The sequence below is a fragment of the Streptomyces sp. NBC_00207 genome, from assembly GCF_045160965.1.
Classification (GTDB): domain Bacteria; phylum Actinomycetota; class Actinomycetes; order Streptomycetales; family Streptomycetaceae; genus Streptomyces.
Window position 1 is genome coordinate 6,956,889 of record NZ_CP130715.1, and the last position, 20,357, is coordinate 6,977,245.

Here is a 20,357-nt window from a genome sequence, read left to right on the forward strand (position 1 = left end):
TCCGTCCTGCTGACACCGGAAACCTACGAACCATCAACCCATAACACCACGACGAAAATTGAAGCGTGCCATAATCCCACGTTATGGATGTGGATCTGCGTGACCTGGAGCTCCTGGAGGCCACCGCTGAGGCCGGCTCGCTGACCGCGGCCGCCGAGAGGCTCTACGTGAGCCAGCCGGCCCTCAGCCAGCGGCTCACCCGCCTGGAGGCCCGCCTGGGCATGCCCCTCTTCGACCGCAAGGGCCGCCGCCTGGTCCCCACCGCCGCCGGCCGCCGGATGCTCGTGGCGGCCCGCCAGGTCCTCGGCGAACTGGCCTCGGCCTCCCGGGACCTGAGGGAGATCCGCGACGGGCGCGACCGGCGGGTCCGCTTCACCGCACAGTGCAGCACGACCTTCCCCTGGCTGCCGCCCGTGCTGCGCGCCTTCCGCGAGCGCGAGCCGGACATCGACGTACGTCTGGAGACCGTCCCCGACGACGCACCGATCCCGGCGCTGCTCGCCGACCTCGTCGACGTCGCGCTGGTCACCAAGCCCGATCTGCAGATGGACCGGGTGTCCCTGACCAGGCTGTTCGACGACGAGATGATGGCCGTGGTGCCGGCCGGACACCCGTGGGCCGCGCGGGCGCACCTGACCGCCCGTGACTTCGACGGCGTCGACCTGGTCCTCTACGACGGCTACGACCAGAGCCGCATCCCCTCGACGCCGCTGCCGATCCCGCCGGGGTCCCGGCCGGGCCGGATCACCACCATGCCGGTGGTCACCGAACTGGTCGTCGAGATGGTCGCGGGCGGCCAGGGCGTGACGGTCCTGCCCAACTGGGTGGCCGCCCCGTACGTCGCCTCGCACGGCCTCGCCCTCGTGCGGATCGGCGCGAAGCCGCTGACCCGCACCTGGTTCTGCGCCACTCGGACCGGGCCGCGCCCGCCCCATCTGGAGGCCTTCGTCGAGGAGGTCACGGCCTGCCTGACGACCCCCCGGGCTGCGCTCCCGGGCGGCGGCACCTGAGGGGCCGGTGGGCGACGGGCTCCGGGATGGGTCCGTACGAGATGCGGCCCGCCGTGGCCTGGTGTGGACTCGGAGTGCCGATCGACCACCCGCGGACCGGGTCCGCACCGTCCAGTGGAGGAACGCGCCGATGTCGCCGAGCAAGCCGAGCATCGTCTTCGCCCATGGCCTGTGGGCCGACGGCTCCTGCTACAGCAAGCTGATCCCCGTGCTCCAGCGGGAAGGTTACGAGGTGGTGTCGGCGCAGAACTCCCTGGACTCCCTGGAAGGGGACGTCGACGCCGTCCACCGCGCGCTCGCGCGGGTCAGCAGCCCGGCCCTCCTCGTGGGCCACTCCTGGGGCGGATACGTGATCACCGCGGCCGGCACCGACGAGCGGGTCGCCGGGCTCGTCTACATCGCGGCCCTGGGCCCGGACGCCGGGGAGAACCCGCAGGACCTGATCGGCAAGTTCGAGGCGCCGCCGCTGTTCTCCCGCCTCGACACCGAGGACGGTCGCATCTGGATCGCCCGGAACGGCATCTCCGACTTCGTCGGTGACCTGCCCGAAGAGGAGCAGCAGGTGGTCTGGGCGACCCAGGGCGCCCCGCGCGCGGAGGTCCTGGGCTCCACGGTCGACGAACCGGCCTGGCGGACGAAGCCCAGCTGGTTCCTCATCACCCGGCAGGACCGGGCCGTCAACCCCGACCTCCAGCGGTTCGCCGCGCAGCGCATGGGAGCCACCGCCGTCGAGATCGACTCGGCGCACGTCCCGATGCTGTCCCACCCCGAGGCCGTCCTGGACCTCATCCGGACGGCCGCCGGCTCCGTCTGACCGCCACCCGCGCCCGGGCCCGCGGCCGTGTCGGCCCGCGCCCGCCCGTCGTACCCGCCGCGGTGAGCGGCGGGTACGCGGCGCCGCCCGGTCGGCGGGACGCCTCCTAGCCCTCCAGCAGGCGGCCCATCCACTCCTCGATCCCGGCGACCGTGCGCGGCAGCGCGCCCGACATCAGCCGGGCGCCATCCGCCGTGATGACGAGGTCGTCCTCGATGCGGACCCCGATGCCCCGCAGCTCCGCCGGGAGGGTCTCGTCGTCGGGCTGGAGGTACAGGCCCGGCTCCACCGTGAGGACCTGGCCCTCCTCCAGGACCCCCTCCAGGTAGGTCTCCGCCCGCGCCTTCGCGCAGTCGTGCACGTCCAGCCCCAGCATGTGCCCGCTGCTGCACAGCGTGTACCGCCGGTGCAGGTCGCCCTCCGCGTCCTTGAGGACGCCCCACTCCGCCAGGCCCTCCGCGATCACCCGCATCCCGGCCCGGTGGAAGTCCCCGAAGCTCGCGCCCGGGCGCAGCGCCGCCATGCCCGCCTCCTGGGCGGCCAGGACCAGCTCGTAGACCTGCCGCTGGACGGGGGAGAAGCGGCCCGACAGCGGGAGCGTGCGGGTGATGTCCGCCGTGTAGAGGGTGTCCGTCTCCACGCCCGCGTCCAGCAGGAGCAGTTCGTCCCCGTTCAGCCGGCCGTCGTTGCGGATCCAGTGCAGCGTGCAGGCGTGGGCGCCCGAGGCCGCGATCGTCTCGTACCCGGTGCCGTTGCCCTCGGCCCGCGCGCGCAGGCCGAAGACCCCCTCGATCCACCGCTCCCCGCGCGGATGGGCCAGGGCGCGCGGAAGGGCCCGTACGACGTCCTCGAAGCCGGCCGTCGTGTGGTCGACGGCGAGCTGGAGCTGCTCGACCTCCCATGCATCCTTCACCAGGCGCAACTCCGAGAGCACGGAGGCCAGTTCCGTGTCGGAGGCCGCGTTGCGGCCCGCCGGTGACCCCAGCTCGTCCAGGTGCGCGCAGCGGATGCCGGTGAGGCGCTGCGCCTCCGCCAGGTCCGGACGGCGGCCCACCCAGAACTCCCCGTACCGGCGGTCCCGGAAGAACTCCTCGTTCCCGCCCGCCCGCGGCGAGCGGGGCCGCAGGTAGAGCACCGCCTCGTGCGCGTGCGGGCCCGAGGGTTCCAGGACCAGGACGTGACCGGCCTGGTCCTCGCCCGTGAGGCCCGTCAGCCAGGCGTACGCGCTGTGCGGGCGGAAGCGGTGGTCGCAGTCGTTGGAGCGGACCTTCAGTTCGCCGGCCGGGACGATCAGCCGCTCGCCGGGGAAGCGGGCCGAGAGCCGTGCCCGGCGGGCCGGGGTGACGGCGTGGGCCGGGACGCGTGCGGAGCCGGGGAGGGGTGAAGCGGCCCAGTCGCCCGCCATGAAGCGGGACAACTCCGGAGATACCGGGCGGTCGTGACTGCCCGTGTTGAGGGGGGCGGGGGTCTCGGTCACGAGGCTCCTTCAAGAAAGATGCGAACTGATGGGCGCACAGGTCTTGTCAGTGCAATTTCACATTACTATGTTACAGCTCACACCGCGGCACGTTAACCCCCGTCAAACGCCGTGTGACCCAGGGCAGTTGGCCCAGAACAGACGAACTCAGGGCAGTTCACGCACCACCCCCCACCTCACCCTCTCCACACAGGAGTTCTCGGTGTTCCAGCACAGAGCAGTGCGCTCTTCCCTCCTCGCCTCGGCCGTGGCCGTGACCCTCCTCGCCACCGCGGGCCAGGCCACCACGCAGGCCGCCACGCCGCAGGCCCCTGCCCCGGCCGCCTTCGCCGGCGCCCCGGCCGCACCCGCCTCCGGCCCCACGGGGAACCCGTTCGACGAGGTCGACCGCCTCGCCAACGCGAAGGACAACACCCCCGCGCCCGCCCCGGCCCCCGGCGGACAGGCCATCACCGGCCAGGTCCCCGGCGCGTCGACGGCCGCCTCCGCGCCCGCCGACGACCTGCAGAAGCGCGGCAGGACGGCCAAGGCGGCCCCCACCGCCAAGAGCGTGGCCGCCGGCGTCCCCTGCACCCTCGACGGGATCGCGAACCTCACCCCCGAGCAGTTCGCCGACTTCCTCGGCGACCAGGCCGTCCTCGCCGACGGCTGCCTGCGCGGCCTCATCTGGACCTGGGACGCCCGCCTGGCCCCGGTGATGTCGGACGCGCACGTCCAGGCCGTCTCCCGCCGGATATCCGCCCTGGCCGCCGCCCACGACGGCCGCAACTCCTCCCACCTGGAGGAGATGTTCACCTACCTGCACGCGGTCGCCTACCACGACTACTCGCGCTCCGAGATCGACGTCACCGACGCCCCGACCGTCGACGCCATGCGGCAGGCCATCGCGGACTTCGGCAACGCCTCCCGCACCTTCGACGTGACGCCCTCCAACGCCCGCACCCTGCGTGAGGCCCTCTACGCGGCCAGCGCGCCCGGCCTGCGTCAGCACCAGCTCGGCCTCATCAAGAAGGTCCTGGCCACCATGGACCCGGCCCACCCGGCAACCCACCACGACGCGACCTGGGCGGGTGCGGCGCTCGCCGCCCTCTCCGTCAGCTACCTCGGCGTCTACCCGGGCAACCAGGACACCGCCTTCCACTCCGCCGTGGCGGGCGACGCCTCCTACCGCGCCGCCTTCAAGGCCTTCTCCACGTACACGCACCTCAAGGGCACGGCCAACGCCTGGGTGGCGCGCGACGCGCTCAGCGAGTACGCACGCTTCGGACAGGTCGACGGTCTGCGGGACCAGGTCGTCGCCGACCTCGGCGCGCTGCTGGGACCCGTCAAGGCCGGCTTCGGCGACGGCAGCGAGCAGTGGGCCAAGCTCGTCTCCTGGCTCAACGTCTACGAGGCCTGCAAGCCGTACGGGGTGTGCAAGGAGGACATCGAGAAGCAGCTCTTCCCCTACACCTACTCCTACGACAACGGCGCCATCAAGGTCCGCACCGCCCTGGACCGGGCCACCGTCGACCAGCTCTACTACGCCAGCAAGCAGGTCAAGTCCCAGTACCACCGCGTGCTGGGCACCGAGCAGCCGCTCGCGGGCGACCCCAACACCACGCTGAACATCGTGCTCTACGCCTCCCGCGCCGACTACGTGAACTACCACCCGATCCTGACCGGCTACGGCACCAACAACGGCGGCATCTACATCGAGAACGGCGCCACCTTCTACACCTACCAGCGCCGTGTCCCGCAGGACTCCTCCCTCACCCTCGAGGAGCTCTTCCGCCACGAGTACACGCACTACCTCAACGGCCGCTACGCCGTCCCCGGCTTCTTCGGCGAGGGCCCCTGGTACGAGGGCGACCGCACGACCGCCATGGACGAGGGCACGGCCGAGTTCTTCGACGGCGCCACCCGCGACAACGGCATCGCCGTCCGCAAGTCCCTCGTGAAGAGCATCATCAGCGACACCTCCGGCGGCGGCCCGCGCATGAGCGTAGAGCAGCTGCTGAACGCCACCTACGACGGCGACGGCTTCCGCTTCTACAGCTACGCCGGCACCTTCTTCGAGTTCCTGTGGACCGAGAAGCCCTCCCTGCTGCGCGAGATGTACACCCACCTGCGGGCCAACGACGTGGCGGCGTACGACGCCTGGCGCCACCGGATGGGATCGGACACCTACCTCCAGCGCGACTACGACCGCTTCCTGGACGCGCAGATCGCCAAGGTCGACCAGCTCTACGTGCCGGACACCTCCTTCACGCCGAACGACCGGCTGCGCGACTCCGCGCTCGCGTCGGTGAAGTCGGCCTTCGCCACGGCCACGTACAACACCCCGGACTGCGTGGAGAACGGCGACCCCGGCAAGCGCCGGTTCACCTGTACCGGCCGGATCACCGCGAACCTGAAGAACTGGCGCAGCGACGACCAGAACTTCAAGGACGTGTCGGAGACGGTCGACTACTTCATCCTCGACCGGGCGGGCGCGGCCTCCAACAACCTCGCCGACATGAACTGCTCCTTCGGTCCGCTGGAGATCTGGAGCAACAAGAAGGCGGGAACCTCGAGTTACAGCTGTGAGGGACCCCTCCGCAGCTGACCCGGCACCGGACCGGTCCTGCACCTGAGGAGGGTGCGGGACCGGTCTGGGCAGGCACTAAAGAATGTGACATATTACTGTCGTGCTCAAGAGACACTCCCTGGACGCCGTGATCATCGGCGCCGGCGTCGTCGGGGCGGCCTGCGCCTACTACGCGACCCGCGCCGGGCTCTCCGTGGCCGTGGTCGACCGCGGGCCCGTCGCGGGCGGCACGACCGGCGCCGGCGAAGGCAACCTGCTCGTCTCCGACAAGGAGGCGGGACCGGAACTCGACCTCGCCCTCCTCTCCGCCCGGCTCTGGACCGAACTCGCCGCGGTCCTCCCGCGTGCGATCGAGTACGAGCCCAAGGGCGGGCTCGTCGTCGCCCCGGACGATGCCACCGTGCAGGCCCTGCGGAGCTTCGCCGAGGGCCAGCGCAAGGCCGGGGTCGACGCGGTCGAGGTGCCGGCGGACGCCCTGCACGAACTGGAGCCGCACCTGGCCCCGGGCCTGGCGGGCGGGTTCCACTATCCGCAGGACGCCCAGGTCCAGCCGGCCCAGGCGGCGGCGCGGCTGCTGGCCGCGTCCGGGGCCGAGGTGTACCTCGGCGAGGAGGTGACGGGCGTACTGCTGGACCGGGGTGCCGTACGAGGGGTCAGCACCCCGCGCCGCGAACTCCTGGCCCCGGCCGTGGTGAACGCGGCCGGCACCTGGGGCGGCCACATCGCCTCGCTGGCCGGGGTCGCCCTGCCCGTCCTCCCGCGCCGCGGCTTCGTCCTGGTGACCGAGCCGCTCCCGCGGGTGGTCCGGCACAAGGTCTACGCCGCCGACTACATCGCGGACGTCGCCAGCGGCTCGGCCGCCCTGCAGTCCTCGGCCGTGGTCGAGGGCACCCCGTCCGGCCCGGTCCTGATCGGCGCGACCCGGGAGCGGGTCGGCTTCGACCGCTCCCTCTCGACGGAAGCCCTGCGCCGCCTGGCCGCGCAGGCGGCGGCCCTCTTCCCGGTGCTGGCCGACGTCCGGGTCCTGCGCACCTACCACGGCTTCCGCCCCTACCTCCCGGACCACCTCCCGGCGATCGGCCAGGACGCCCGCCGCCCCGGGCTGCTGCACGCCTGCGGCCACGAGGGCGCGGGCATCGGCCTGGCCCCCGCCACCGGCCTGCTGATCGCCGCCGCCCTGACGGGGGCCGAACCGCCGCTGCCCGCAAACCCGTTCCGTCCGGACCGCTTCGGTGCGGACGCGGCCCCCGCCGACACCCCCGCCGACACCCCCGAGGAGCCCTCCTGATGCGCAGCCCCCGCTCCCTGGTCGGCGGCGCTCCGGCGACCGTGCACGAGATCACCTTCGACGGCCGCGCCCTGCCCGCCCTGCCCGGCCAGAGCATCGCCGCCGTGCTCTGGGGCGCCGGCATCCTGGCCTGGCGGACCACCCGCGAGGGCGGCGCCCCGCGCGGCGCGTTCTGCGGGATCGGCAGCTGCTACGACTGCCTCGTCACCGTCAACGGCCGCCCGAACCAGCGCGCCTGCCTGGTCCCGGCCCGGCCGGGGGACGCCGTCACCACCCAGGAGGGAACCGGCCATGCCGACCTCGCCGTCTGAACCCGCAGCCCCGGCCCCGACCGCGGCCGCCGGCCCTGCGGCGGGTCCCGGCGCGAGCCCGGCCGCCGGCCCTGCACCGACTGCCGCCGCGAACCCCGCCGCCGCTTCCGCAGCCGCTCCTGCCGTGACCCCGTCCGGCCCCGCCGCCGGTCCTGTGGCCCCCGCCGTCGACCTCGCCGTCGTCGGGGCCGGGCCGGCCGGGCTGGCCGCGGCCGTCACGGCCGCCGGGCTCGGGCTGCGGGTCACCGTGCTCGACGCGGGCGACCGCCCCGGCGGGCAGTACTACCGCCACCCCGCCCCCGGCCTCGGCGCGGCCCGGCCCGAGGCCCTGCACCACGGCTGGCCCGACTTCGCCCGCCGCGAAGCCGCCCTGCGCGCCCACGAGTCGGCGGGCCGGATCACGTACCTCCCGCTGCACCACGTGTGGACGGTCGTCCCGGGCGGGGCCGCCGGGCCGGGCCGCGGGCAGACCGCGCCCGCCCCGGAGTGGACCCTGCACGCCGTCGCCGGTCACGCGCCCGAGGAACGGGCCGCCGTCGTCACGGCCCGGGCCGTGCTCATCGCCACCGGCGCCTACGAGCGGCAACTGCCCTTCCCCGGCTGGACCCTGCCCGGGGTGGTCGGGGCCGGCGGGGCGCAGGCCATGCTCAAGGCCGGGCTGGTCCTGCCGGGCAGGCGGGTGGTCGTCGCCGGGAGCGGGCCGCTGCTGCTCGCCGTGGCCGGGTCCCTCGCCGCCGCCGGAGCCACCGTGCCCGCCGTGGTGGAGGCCGCCGCCTACACCGCGTACGCCGGCCGGGTGCCCGTCCTGCTGCGCAACCCCGGCAAGCTCGTCGAGGCCGCCGGCTACGGCGGGGCGCTGGCCCGCCACCACGTGCGGCTGCTCACCCGGCACGCCGTCACCGAGGCCCACGGCACCGACCGGGTCGAGGCCGTCACCGTGGCACGGCTCGACCGGGACTGGCGTCCGCTGCCCGGTACCGCCCGGCGGATCCCCTGCGACGCCCTCGCCGTCGGCCACGGGCTCGTGCCCCAGCTCGAACTCGCCACCGGCCTCGGCTGCGCCACCCGGCGCAGCCCCGACGGCACCATGGCCCTCGTCCTCGACGGGGAACAGCGGACCTCCGTCCCCGGCATCTGGTCGGCGGGGGAGACCGGCGGCATCGGAGGGGCCCAACTGGCCATGACCGAGGGCGAACTGGCCGCCCACTCCATCGCGGGCGTGCCGTGCGGCTCCGGGCTCACCCGCCGCCGCGCGCGGCTGCGCGCCTTCGCCGACGCGATGGCCGCCGCCCACCGCCCGGGCGGGGGCTGGACCGGCTGGCTGCGGGACGACGCCGTCGTGTGCCGCTGCGAGGAGGTCCCGGCCGGCCGGATCCGGGAGGCGGCCGAGGACCTCGGCGCGCGCGACGCCCGTACCGTCAAGCTCCTGACCCGGGCGGGGATGGGCTGGTGCCAGGGCCGGATGTGCGGCCCGGCCGTCGCCGCCCTCGCGGGGGAGGAGCAGCAGGCCGACCGGCGGCCGCTGTCCTGCCCGGTCCCGCTGCGCCGGCTCGCCGAACTTCCGCCCTCGGACCGCTGATCGGGGCGTCCCGGCCCTTGTGGCCGTCCCGCACCCACTAGTAAAATGTCACACACCACTCTAGGGAGCCTTCTCATGACCCACGCGCACACCCCCGCGCCCCGTACCCGCACCCGCCCCTGGCACGGCATCATGGTCGCCACCGCGCTCCCGCTGCGCCAGGACCACAGCGTCGACTACGACGCCTACGCCGAACACGTGGCCTGGCTGATCGCCAACGGCTGCGACGGCGTGGTCCCCAACGGCTCCCTCGGGGAGTACCAGACCCTCACCGACGAGGAGCGCGCGCAGGTCGTGCGCACCGCCGTCGAGGCCGCCGGAGACGGCGCTCGCGTCATGCCCGGCGTCGCCGCCTACGGCAGCGCCGAGGCCCGCCGCTGGGCCGAACAGGCCGCCGAGGCCGGCGCCGGCTCCGTACTCCTCCTGCCGCCCAACGCCTTCCGGGCCGACGAGGAGACCGTACGCGCCCACTACGCCGAGGTCGCCCGCGCCGGGCTGCCCGTCGTCGCCTACAACAACCCGTACGACACCAAGGTGGACCTGACCCCGGCCCTCCTCGCCCGGCTGCACGCCGACGGCTCCATCGTCGCCGTCAAGGAGTTCAGCGGGGACGTGCGCCGCGCCTACGAGATCGCCGAGCTGGCTCCCGGTCTCGACCTGCTCATCGGCGCCGACGACGTCCTCCTCGAACTGGCCCTCGCGGGCGCCGTCGGCTGGATCGCCGGCTACCCCAACGCCCTGCCCCGGTCCTGCGCCACCCTCTACCGGGCCGCCGTCGAGGGTGACCTCGCCACCGCCCTGCCGCTCTACAAGTCCCTGCACTCCCTGCTGCGCTGGGACTCCAAGACGGAGTTCGTCCAGGCCATCAAGCTCTCCATGGACCTGGCCGGCCGTCCCGGCGGCGCCACCCGCCCGCCGCGCTTCCCGCTCACCGGGGAGACCGAGGCCGCCGTCCGCGCCGCCACCGAGAAGGCCCTCGCCGAGGGCCTCAACTAACCAGCTGGAGGGGACCGCCTGATGCGTACGCGCCACGTCTACCACGCGGTGGACTCGCACACCGAGGGGATGCCGACCCGGGTGATCACCGGGGGAGTCGGGGTGATCCCCGGCGCCACCATGGCCGAGAAGCGGCTCCACTTCATCGAGCACACGGACCACGTCCGCACCCTGCTCATGTACGAGCCGCGCGGCCACTCCGCGATGAGCGGCGCCATCCTGCAGCCCCCCACCCGCCCCGACGCCGACTACGGCGTCCTCTACATCGAGGTGTCGGGCCTGCTCCCCATGTGCGGGCACGGCACCATCGGTGTCGCCACCGTCCTCGTCGAGACCGGCATGGTGCCGGTCGTCGAGCCGGTCACCACCGTCCGGCTCGACACCCCCGCCGGACTGGTGAGCGTCGACGTCCGCGTCGAGGACGGTGCGGCCACCGCCGTCACCCTCACCAACGTCCCCTCCTTCAGCGTCGGCCTCGACCTCAAGGCCGAGGTCCCCGGCCACGGCACGGTCACCTACGACCTCGCCTACGGCGGCAACTTCTACGCCTTCGTCGAACTCGACGCCCTCGGACTCCCCTTCGACCGGGCCCGCAAGGACGACCTGCTCGCGGCCGGACTCGCGGTCATGGACGCGATCAACGCGGGGGACGACCGGCCCGTCCACCCCGAGAACCCCTCCATCGCCGGGGTCAAGCACGTCTACCTCGCCGCCCCCGGCTCCGACGCCCGCCGCTCCCGGCACGCCATGGCCATCCACCCCGGCTGGTTCGACCGCTCACCCTGCGGTACGGGGACCAGCGCACGGATGGCCCAGCTGCACGCCCGCGGACTCCTCGAGCTCGGCACGGACTTCGTCAACGAGTCCTTCATCGGCACCGAGTTCACGGGCCGGCTGGTCGCGCAGACCACCGTCGGCGGACTCCCGGCCGTGGTGCCCACGGTCACCGGCCGGGCCTGGATCACCGGCACCGCCCAGTACTTCCTCGACCCGGCCGACCCCTTCCCCGGAGGCTTCCTCCTGTGATCACCGTCCGAACGGTGGACTACCACACCGCCGGCGAGGCCTTCCGGATCGTCGACTGCGGCGCGCAGGGCCCGGCCGTGCCCGGTGACACCGTCGCCGAGCGCTGCGCCACCGCCATCGGCCCGGGGGGCTCGGGGACCGCTCCGCGCCGGGGCGCGCTGGACGACGTACGGCGCCTGCTCGTGCAGGAGCCGCGCGGACACGCCGGGATGTACGGGGGGTTCGTGGTCCCGGCCGACGACGACGGGGCCCACTTCGGCGTGCTGTTCTGGCACAAGGACGGCTACTCCACCGCGTGCGGCCACGGCACCATGGCCCTCGGGGCCTGGGCCGTGGACACCGGCCGGGTCGCCGCCCCGGACCACGGCGACGTCCAGGTGCGCATCGACGTACCGTCCGGGCGGGTCACCGCGACCGTGCACCGGGACGGCGGCCGCACCACCGGGGTCACCTTCCGCAACGTGCCGGCCCGGGTGGGCGCCCGCAAGGTCCCCGTCGCCACCACCCTCGGACTCGCCGAGGTGGACATCGCGCACGCCGGGGCCTGTTACGCCTCCGTCCGCGCCCGCGACCTCGGCCTGGACGTCTCCCGGGCCTCCCTGCCCGCCCTGGTGCGGGCCGGCCGGGAGATCCGGGCCGCGCTCGCCACGCACCCCGCCACCTGGCACCCCGACGGCCCCCTGCTGTCCGGGGTGTACGGGGTGATCCTCCACGAGGAGCTCCCGGACACCCCTGTCGGGCCGCACCAGCGCAACGTCACCGTGTTCGCCGACGGCCAGATCGACCGCTCGCCCTGCGGCTCCGGCACCTCGGCGCGGCTCGCGCTGCTCGCGGAGGACGGGCGGCTCGGCCCCGGCGAGGACCTGCTGAACGAGTCGGTCACCGGCACCATGTTCACGGGACGGATGCTGGACGGCGGTGTCACCGAGGTCACCGGCACGGCCTACCGCACCGGTGAACACGCCTTCGTGCTCGACCCGCACGACGCCCTCGGCAGCGGGTTCTCGCTGTGACGGGTCCCGCTTCGAGCGGCTTGCGGCAGTTCGGCGCCGCCGAGACGGCCGCCCTGCTCACCCCGGCCGGGGCGGCCGATGCCCTGGCCGCCGCCCTGCGCGGCGGCCTCGATCCGGAGAGCTGCCCGCCGCGCACCGCGCTCGCCGTACCGGGCGGGGGCGAACTGCTGCTGATGCCGGCCGCGTCCGGCTCGTACGCCGGAGTGAAGATCGCCGGGGTGGCGCCGGGCAACCCGGCCCGCGGGCTGCCCCGGATCACCGGCTCCTACCTGCTTCTGGACGGGCCCACCCTGCGCCCGCTGGCCCTGCTCGACGGCGCGGCCCTCACCACCCTGCGCACGCCGGCCGTCTCCGCCCTCGCGCTGCGCCACCTGGCTCCGGCCGGCCGGCCGCTGCGGCTGGTGCTCTTCGGCTCGGGACCGCAGGCGTACGGGCACCTGGAAGCGGTCCTCTCCGTCAGGGAGTTGGCCGAGGTGGTGGTGGTCGCCCGCGACCCGGCGGGCGCGGAGCGGCTCGCCGCGCACGCCCGCGGCCTGGGACTGCCCGCCCGGACCGGCACCCCGAAGGCGGTGGCCGACGCCGATCTGGTCGTCTGCTGCACGACCGCCCGGGAACCGCTCTTCGACGGGCGCCTCGTCGGCCAGGGCGCCACCGTCGTCGCCGTGGGCTCGCACGAGCCGACCGCCCGGGAGACGGACACGGCCCTCGTGCGACGCGCGGCCGTGTACGTGGAATCCCGCGCGGCGGCCCTGCGCGAGGCCGGTGACCTGCTGGTCCCGGAGGCGGAAGGGGCGATCGGGCCCGGCCACATCACCGGTACCCTCGCCGACCTGGTCGCGGGGCGGATGCCGGCGGGCGGAGCGCAGAGTTGTCCACAGCTCTTCAAGAGCGTGGGCATGGCCTGGGAAGATCTCGCCGTGGCGGTCGCGCTGTACGAGGCCGCCGGAGTGTGAGCAGCGCAACGTGACATTGTACGCTGTTCCTCTGCGCGTCGGTGGTGTCGGGGGTCTCGGAGGAAATGCAATGGGTGACCTGAAGCAGCACAGTCTCATCAAGGCCCAGGAACGGCTCCGCGACCAGGTCGGCCACGCGCTCCGAGCCGCCCTGATAGCGGGTGAGCTGCGCCCCGGCAGTGTCTACTCGGCGCCCGGCCTCGCGGCCGAACTCGGCGTCTCGGCCACCCCGGTCCGCGAGGCCATGCTCGACCTCGCCCGCGAGGGGCTGGTCGAGCCGGTCCGCAACAAGGGCTTCCGGATCACCGAGGTCAGCGAGCGCGACCTGGACCAGTTCACCGAACTGCGGACGATGATCGAGGTGCCGACCATCGGCCGGATCACCAAGATCGCCACGACCGGGCAGCTGGAGGCGCTGCGGCCCATCGCGGAGGAGATCGTCACCAGCGCGCGCGAGCACAACCTCATCGGCTACCTGGAGGCGGACCGCCGCTTCCACCTCACACTGCTCGGGCTCGCCGGCAACGACCGGCTCGTCGAGACGGTCGGCGACCTGCGCAAGAGGTCCCGGCTGTACGGCCTGACCGGCCTGGACGAGGCCGGCAAGCTGGTCTCCTCCGCAGAGGAGCACATCGAGCTGCTCGACCTGATGATCAGCGGCGACGCCGCGGCGGCCGAGGCCTGCATGGTCCGCCACCTCGGCCACGTCCGCTCCCTGTGGGCCCAGGGCCGCGACGAGCCCGTGGGCCGCACCCCGGGCGGCCTCGGCTCGGGCCTCTGACCTCCAGCCTCCGACCTCTCAGCCCCGACAGGGCCCGCCACGGTGGGCCCTCTCGCGTACCCGGGCCCAACTGCCTTCCGGGCGACCGCATTTGGACACGGCTGGATAACGGGCCGCCCAACCCCTTGTCAGTACAATTTCACATTACTATGTTACCGGTCACATCCTAGAGCGCGGCCCTTCACTGGAGTGACCCATGACCAAGCGCACCCAACTCTCCCTCGCCACCGCCCTGGTGGCAGCACTCGCACTCGGCGCCTCGGGCTGCTCCGACACCAAGAAGGGCTCCGCGGGCGGCGGCGCGTCCAACCCCGCCGCCGCCAACGACGGCAAGATCCTCGGCGGCAGCCCGGCCAAGGGCGGCACCCTCACCGTCCTGTCCAACCAGGACTTCGCGCACCTCGACCCCGCCCGCAACTGGGTCATGCCGACGATGGACTTCGCCACCCGGCTCCTCTACCGCACGCTCGTCACCTTCAAGGCCGAGCCCGGCAAGGCCGGCAGCGAGCTGGTCCCCGACCTGGCCACCGACCTCGGCACCCCGTCCAACGGCGGCCGCACCTGGACCTTCACCCTCAAGGAGGGCCTGAAGTACGAGGACGGCACTCCGATCAAGGCCCAGGACGTCAAGTACAACGTCGAGCGCTCCTTCGCCCCCGACCTCACCGGCGGCCCCGACTACGCGGCCCAGTACCTCGCCGGCGCCGAGGGCTACAAGGGCCCGCTCCAAGGGCAGCACCTGGACTCCGTGAAGACCCCCGACGACCGCACGATCGTCTTCGAACTCAAGCGCCCGGTCGCCGAGTTCTCCGCGACCGCCACCCTGCCCACCTTCTCGCCCGTACCCCAGTCCCAGGAGAAGGGCACCCAGTACGACGCCCGCCCGTTCTCCTCCGGCCCGTACAGGATCGAGTCGTACGACCGCGACAAGAAGCTGGTCCTCGTCCGCAACGAGCACTGGGACGCCAAGACCGACACCGTCCGCAAGGCCTACCCCGACAAGTTCGTCGTCGTCATGGGCCTCAAGGGCGGCCAGATCGACGACCGCATCATCGCCGGCGAGGGCGCCGACGCCTCCACCGTCCAGTACGCCGACATGCGTCCCGAGAGCGCCCCCAAGGTGCTGCCCAAGCCGGACGTCAAGGCGCGCCTGATCGCGGAGTCCAAGGGCTGTACCGAGATGCTCTTCCTGAACAACTCCCGCGCCCCCTTCGACGACCCCAAGGTCCGCGAGGCCATGCAGTACGCCGTCGACAAGGAGGCCGTGGTCACCGCGGGCGGCGGCCCGGCCCTCAACGAGATCGCCACCGCCTACCTGCCCCCGGCCCTGACCGGCGGCAAGCAGGCCGACACGCTGAAGATCGCCCCGGCCGGCGACCCGGCCAAGGCAAAGGAACTGCTGAAGGCCGCCGGCAAGGAGAAGCTCAAGGTCTCCCTGTCCGTCTCCACCGGTGACAAGGGCGCCGCCGAGGCCATCCAGCAGGGCCTGTCCCGCGCGGGCATCGAGGTCGTCATCGACACCGTCGACCCGGGCGCGTACTACGACGTCATCGGCGACCTCGCCACCACCCCCGACATGACCTTCACCGGCTGGTGCCCCGACTACCCGTCCGGCTCCACCTGGATCCCCTTCGTCTTCGACGGACGCACCATCAAGGACAAGGGCAACCAGGGCAACTACAGCCAGTTCCGCGACGAGGCGACCATCAAGCGGATCGACGAGATCAACAACATGGCCGACGCGAAGCAGGCCAATCAGGCCTGGATCGACCTGGACGCGGAGCTCATGAAGAAGTCCCCGTCCATCCCGGTCCTGCTGGAACGCAAGCCGCTGCTCGTCGGCCCCAACATCGCCGGCGCCTTCGGCCACCCCGTGTGGACCGGCGAGATCGACTACGCGACGGTCGGCCTCAAGGACCCGTCGAAGAGCCAGGGCTGAGGACGACGGATCCCCCGACACCATGACCACCACAGCACCGGTCCCGGACGACCGGGCACCCCTGGACCCTGACGGCCCCCCGGCCCCTGGCCCAGCCGAAGTCGAAGCCGCAGCCGCCGATGCCGCCACGGTCCGGCCCGCGGCAGCGCCCGGCAGCAGCCCCTGGCAGCTCGCCCGGCGGGAACTGCGCCGCCGCCCCGCCGTCCGCGTCAGCCTCTGCGTCGTCCTGCTCTTCGTCCTCATGGCCGTGACCGCCCCCTGGCTGGGCGCGCTCGGCGGCTGGTCGCCGGAGGAGTTCGACAAGACCGCCATCGACCCCTACCTCGGCGGCCAGCCCCTCGGCTCCTTCGGCGGGATCAGCCCCGAGCACTGGCTCGGCGTCGAACCCGTCACCGGCCGCGACCTGTTCGCCCGCGTCGTCCACGGCGCACAGGTCTCCCTGCTCATCGCCTTCGCCGCCACCGCCATCGTGGTCGTCGCCGGCACCGCCGCCGGAATCGCGGCCGGCTACTTCGGCGGCCGCACCGACGCGGTCCTGTCCCGGCTCATGGACCTCACCATGTCCTTCCCCTCCCTGATCTTCATGATCGCGATGCTGTCCGTGGCCAAGGACGTCAACCGGATCGTCCTCATGACCTCCGTCATCGGCGTCTTCGGCTGGCCCGGCGTCGCCCGCGTCGTCCGCGGCCAGACCCTCTCCCTCAAACACCGCGAATACGTCGACGCCGCCCGCGTCGGGGGCTCCGGCCCCTGGCGGATCCTGACCCGCGACATCCTCCCCGGCGTCTCCGGCCCCGTCATCGCCTACACCACCCTGCTCATCCCCGGGATGATCAGCACCGAGGCCGCCCTGAGCTACCTCGGCGTCGGAGTCCGCCCGCCCACCCCCTCCTGGGGCCAGATGATCGCCGAGTCCGTCGCCTACTACGAGACCGACCCCATGTACTTCGTCATCCCCAGCGTCTTCCTCTTCCTCGCCGTGCTCGCCTTCACCCTGCTCGGCGACGCGCTGCGCGACATCCTCGACCCGAGGGGCGGCCGCACGTGATCGCCTACCTCGCCCGCCGGCTGCTCGCCCTCGCGGGTGTCCTCCTCGCCATCGCCGCCGTCACCTTCCTCATCTTCTACGTCCTGCCCGCCGACCCGGCCGCCGCCGCCTGCGGCAAGACCTGCAGCGCCGAGCGCCTGGCCGACGTACGGGCGTACCTGGGCCTCGACCAGCCCCTGTGGCGGCAGTTCGCCGACTTCCTGACCGGAATCTTCACCGGCCGCACCCTCGGGACCGGCCAGTACGCCGTCGCCTGTGACTTCCCCTGCCTGGGCTACTCGTACGAGAACTCCCTGCCCGTGTGGGACCTGCTCATGGACCGGCTCCCCGTCTCCGCCTCCCTCGCCGTCGGCGCCGCCGCACTGTGGCTGGTCCTGGGCCTGGGCGCCGGGGTCACCGCCGCCCTGCGCAAGGACACCGCCACCGACAAGGCCCTGATGGTCGGCGCGGTCGCCGCCGCCTCGCTGCCCGTGTACTTCACCTCCGTGATGCTCATCTACGGGGTCATCCGCATCGCCGGCCTCCTGCCCTACCCCACCTACCAGGCCTTCACCGACAACCCCTTCGCGTGGGCCTCGAACCTGCTCCTGCCCTGGACCGCGCTCGCCCTGCTGTACGCCGCCATGTACGCGCGCCAGAGCCGCGGTTCGATGATCGAGGCGATGGCCGAGCCCTACATCCGCACCGCCCGCGCCAAGGGCATGCCCGAGCGGACCGTCGTCGTCAAACACGGGCTGCGCTCCGGGATGACCCCGATCCTCACCATCTTCGGCATGGACCTCGGCGGCCTGCTCGCCGGCGCCGTCATCACCGAGTCCATCTTCGGACTCCCCGGCATCGGGCGGCTGTTCTACGGGGCGCTGGTCAGCTCCGACCAGCCCGTGGTCCTCGGGGTCACCCTGCTCGCCGCCTTCTTCATCGTCGTCGCCAACCTCCTGGTCGACCTCCTGTACGCCGTCATCGACCCGAGAGTGAGGTACTGATGACCGCTCCGCTCCTCGAAGTACGCGATCTGCGCGTCACGTTCACCACCGCGCGCGGGACCGTACGGGCCGTCGACTCGATCGGTTTCACCGTCGAGGCCGGACGCACCCTCGGCATCGTCGGCGAATCCGGCTCGGGCAAGTCCGTCACCTCGCTCGCCGTCATGGGCCTGCACCGGGGCCCGGTCGAGGTCGGCGGCTCCGTCACCCTCGACGGACGGGAGCTGACCACCCTGTCCGAGCGGGAGCTCTCCCGGGTCCGCGGCCGCCGGATGGCCATGATCTTCCAGGACCCGCTCTCCAGCCTGCACCCCTACTACACGGTCGGCGAGCAGATCGCCGAGCACTTCCGGGTGCACTTCAAGGCCGGCCGGGCCGCCGCACGCAAACGGGCCGTCGACATGCTCGGCGAGGTCGGGATCCCGGAGCCGGCCCGGCGCGCGGGGGAGTACCCGCACCAGTTCTCCGGCGGCATGCGGCAGCGCGCGATGATCGCCATGGCCCTGGCCTGCGAGCCCGACCTGCTGATCGCCGACGAACCGACCACCGCCCTGGACGTCACCGTGCAGGCGCAGATCCTGGAACTGATCGCCCGGCTCCAGCAGGAGCGCGGACTCGGCGTCGTGATGATCACCCACGACCTGGGCGTCGTCGCCCGCGTCGCCCACGAGGTCCTGGTCATGTACGGCGGCCGGGCCGCCGAACAGGCGCCGGCCGACGAACTCTTCGCCGACCCGGCCCACCCCTACACCCGGGGCCTGCTCGACTCGCTGCCCCGCCTCGACAGCGCGGACGACCAGCCGCTGCCCTTCATCCCCGGCTCCCCGCCGTCCCTGCTCGCGCCGGCCCCCGGCTGCGCCTTCGCCCCGCGCTGTCCCCGGGCGGCCGCGCGCTGCACCGACGTACGGCCCGAGCCGGCGGCGTACGGGGACGGACCGGACCGGACGGTGGCCTGCCACTTCGCCGGGGCCATGACCCGTACCGCCGAGGAGGCGGCCCGATGACCGAGACCGCCGCACGCGCGGGCGCAACACGCGCAGCCGCCGGACCCGGGAGCGCCCCGGCCCTGCTGTCCGTACAGGACCTCACCATGACCTTCCCCGGCCGACGATCCGTGACCGGGCGCCGGGGGGCGCCCGTGCGCGCCGTTGACGGGGTCTCCTTCGACCTGGCGGCCGGGCAGACCCTCGGCCTGGTCGGGGAGTCGGGCTGCGGGAAGTCCACCACCGGACGGATGCTGGTCCGGCTGCTGGAACCCACCTCGGGCCGGGTCGTCTTCGAGGGCAAGGACATCAGTCGGCTGTCCCAGGGCGCGCTGCGCCCGCTGCGCAAGCACATCCAGATGGTCTTCCAGGACCCGCACTCCTCGCTCAACCCGCGCCAGACCGTGGCCCGGATCATCTCCGACCCGCTGCTCGTGCAGGGCTGGAGCGCGGGGGACGCCCGCCGCCGCGCCGCCGAGCTGATGGAGCTCGTCGGGCTGATCCCCGAGCACATCGACCGCTACCCGCACGAGTTCTCCGGCGGCCAGGCCCAGCGCATCGGCATCGCCCGCTCGCTCTCCACCAGCCCCCGGCTGATCGTCGCCGACGAACCGGTCTCCGCACTGGACGTCTCCGTCCAGGCCCAGATCGTCAACCTGATGGAACGGCTGCGCACCGAACTCGGCCTCGCCTACGTGTTCATCGCCCACGACCTGTCGGTGGTCAAACGGGTCAGCGACCGGGTCGCCGTCATGTACCTCGGCCGGATCGTCGAGATCGGGGACAAGAAGTCCCTCTACGAGAACCCGCAGCACCCGTACACCCGGGCACTGCTGTCCGCCGTCCCGCTGCCCGACCCGGCGGCGGAGCGGCGGCGGGAGCGGATCGTGCTGCTCGGCGACCCGCCGAGCCCGACCGCTCCACCCCCCGGCTGCACCTTCCACCCGCGCTGCCCCAAGGCCCGGGAGATCTGCCGTACCGAACGCCCCCTGCTCCAGCTCGCCGCCTCCCGCGAGGTGGCCTGTCACTTCCCCGGCGACTGACGGGGGTCCAAGGGGAAGGAAACGGAGGACCCGGGGCCGACCGCGTCGGCCCCGGGTCCTTCCGTTGCCCCCGCACGCGCGGCAACCGCCCGATGCCACGGCGGCCGGGCTGGCGCACGGACGACGCCCAGGCCTACGGTCGTGGTTTCGGCCACCACATCGAGGACGCGAGGCGGGCACCGCATGACAGAGGAGCAGGCACCGGGGCTCACCCGACGCCGTCCGGTGGCGACGGCCGCGACGGCTGCCGTCCTGGTGGGACTGCTGGGACTGCACACGGTGGCCGGCTTCTTCGTCCTCAACGCACTGCTCACCGAGTCCGAGGGGCCCTGGGACCGCACGGTGACGGACACCGTGCGGCTGATGGCGGGGCTCGGTCTGGTGGTGGAGCTGATGGCCCTCGCAGGGACGGCGGCCTGTGTGAACACGGGCCGGCTGCGGCGTTGGTGGTACGCGCCGGCGGCGGTGCTGGTCATCACCGCCCTGGTCCGCATGGTGTTCGCCCCGCAGCCCTGACCGCCCCGACGGCCGGATGGCCGGCGGG

At 73.1% G+C, this 20,357-nt stretch carries 18 protein-coding genes; 17 read left to right on the forward strand and 1 reads right to left on the reverse strand.

Annotated features, from left to right (window positions below; genetic code table 11):
• Positions 1–83 precede the first annotated feature (83 nt).
• Together OG472_RS32550 and OG472_RS32555 are read left to right on the forward strand one after the other, a co-directional pair.
• On the forward strand, positions 84–1,010 hold the full coding sequence (locus OG472_RS32550) for a LysR family transcriptional regulator (protein WP_405832401.1): 927 nt from the start codon (positions 84–86) through the stop codon (positions 1,008–1,010).
• A gap of 130 nt (positions 1,011–1,140) precedes the next feature.
• Positions 1,141–1,824 (forward strand): alpha/beta fold hydrolase, encoded by a 684-nt coding sequence (locus tag OG472_RS32555; RefSeq protein WP_405832403.1) that lies wholly within the window; start codon positions 1,141–1,143, stop codon positions 1,822–1,824.
• 106 nt (positions 1,825–1,930) lie between these two features.
• Here OG472_RS32555 and OG472_RS32560 read toward each other — a convergent pair whose 3' ends face one another.
• On the reverse strand, positions 1,931–3,301 hold the full coding sequence (locus OG472_RS32560; RefSeq protein WP_405832404.1) for an aminopeptidase P family protein: 1,371 nt from the start codon (positions 3,299–3,301) through the stop codon (positions 1,931–1,933).
• Between the two features lie 202 nt (positions 3,302–3,503).
• Between OG472_RS32560 and OG472_RS32565 the strand changes: the two genes are divergently transcribed.
• From OG472_RS32565 to OG472_RS32635, 15 genes are all read left to right on the forward strand, one after another.
• Complete coding sequence (locus tag OG472_RS32565) at positions 3,504–5,888, forward strand: collagenase (RefSeq protein WP_405832405.1); 2,385 nt, start codon at positions 3,504–3,506, stop codon at positions 5,886–5,888.
• 82 nt (positions 5,889–5,970) lie between these two features.
• Positions 5,971–7,158 carry an NAD(P)/FAD-dependent oxidoreductase gene (locus OG472_RS32570; RefSeq protein ID WP_405832406.1) on the forward strand — a complete coding sequence of 396 codons (1,188 nt, stop codon included), beginning with the start codon at positions 5,971–5,973 and terminating at the stop codon, positions 7,156–7,158.
• The gene (locus OG472_RS32575) at positions 7,158–7,469 is read left to right on the forward strand and encodes a (2Fe-2S)-binding protein (RefSeq protein ID WP_405832408.1); all 312 of its coding nucleotides are present in this window, start codon (positions 7,158–7,160) and stop codon (positions 7,467–7,469) included. Before OG472_RS32570 ends, OG472_RS32575 begins: the two co-directional genes overlap by 1 nt.
• 124 nt (positions 7,470–7,593) lie before the next feature.
• A complete protein-coding gene (locus tag OG472_RS32580) occupies positions 7,594–9,048 on the forward strand; it encodes an NAD(P)/FAD-dependent oxidoreductase (protein WP_405832410.1) in 1,455 nt (484 codons plus the stop codon).
• Positions 9,049–9,123: 75 nt separating this feature from the next.
• The gene (locus tag OG472_RS32585) at positions 9,124–10,044 is read left to right on the forward strand and encodes a dihydrodipicolinate synthase family protein (protein ID WP_383573625.1); all 921 of its coding nucleotides are present in this window, start codon (positions 9,124–9,126) and stop codon (positions 10,042–10,044) included.
• A 21-nt stretch (positions 10,045–10,065) separates the two neighbouring features.
• Positions 10,066–11,070, forward strand: a complete 1,005-nt coding sequence (locus OG472_RS32590) for a proline racemase family protein (RefSeq protein WP_401613810.1) — start codon at positions 10,066–10,068, stop codon at positions 11,068–11,070.
• Positions 11,067–12,083, forward strand: coding sequence for a proline racemase family protein (locus OG472_RS32595; protein ID WP_405832412.1), 1,017 nt, complete (start codon positions 11,067–11,069; stop codon positions 12,081–12,083). Before OG472_RS32590 ends, OG472_RS32595 begins: the two co-directional genes overlap by 4 nt.
• Complete coding sequence (locus OG472_RS32600) at positions 12,080–13,036, forward strand: ornithine cyclodeaminase family protein (protein WP_405832413.1); 957 nt, start codon at positions 12,080–12,082, stop codon at positions 13,034–13,036. The genes OG472_RS32595 and OG472_RS32600 overlap by 4 nt, the downstream gene beginning before the upstream one ends.
• Before the next feature lie 70 nt (positions 13,037–13,106).
• A complete protein-coding gene (locus OG472_RS32605) occupies positions 13,107–13,817 on the forward strand; it encodes a GntR family transcriptional regulator (RefSeq protein WP_383573633.1) in 711 nt (236 codons plus the stop codon).
• Between the two features lie 196 nt (positions 13,818–14,013).
• Positions 14,014–15,756, forward strand: coding sequence for an ABC transporter substrate-binding protein (locus tag OG472_RS32610; RefSeq protein ID WP_405942325.1), 1,743 nt, complete (start codon positions 14,014–14,016; stop codon positions 15,754–15,756).
• Positions 15,757–15,778: 22 nt separating this feature from the next.
• Positions 15,779–16,804 carry an ABC transporter permease gene (locus OG472_RS32615; RefSeq protein WP_401613820.1) on the forward strand — a complete coding sequence of 342 codons (1,026 nt, stop codon included), beginning with the start codon at positions 15,779–15,781 and terminating at the stop codon, positions 16,802–16,804.
• The gene (locus OG472_RS32620; RefSeq protein WP_401613822.1) at positions 16,801–17,787 is read left to right on the forward strand and encodes an ABC transporter permease; all 987 of its coding nucleotides are present in this window, start codon (positions 16,801–16,803) and stop codon (positions 17,785–17,787) included. The genes OG472_RS32615 and OG472_RS32620 overlap by 4 nt, the downstream gene beginning before the upstream one ends.
• Entirely contained in the window at positions 17,787–18,791 is a 1,005-nt protein-coding gene (locus OG472_RS32625) for an ABC transporter ATP-binding protein (protein WP_401613824.1), read from the forward strand. The genes OG472_RS32620 and OG472_RS32625 overlap by 1 nt, the downstream gene beginning before the upstream one ends.
• Positions 18,788–19,813, forward strand: a complete 1,026-nt coding sequence (locus OG472_RS32630; RefSeq protein ID WP_401613826.1) for an ABC transporter ATP-binding protein — start codon at positions 18,788–18,790, stop codon at positions 19,811–19,813. Before OG472_RS32625 ends, OG472_RS32630 begins: the two co-directional genes overlap by 4 nt.
• 183 nt (positions 19,814–19,996) lie before the next feature.
• A complete protein-coding gene (locus OG472_RS32635) occupies positions 19,997–20,329 on the forward strand; it encodes a hypothetical protein (protein WP_405832417.1) in 333 nt (110 codons plus the stop codon).
• Positions 20,330–20,357: the final 28 nt, after the last annotated feature.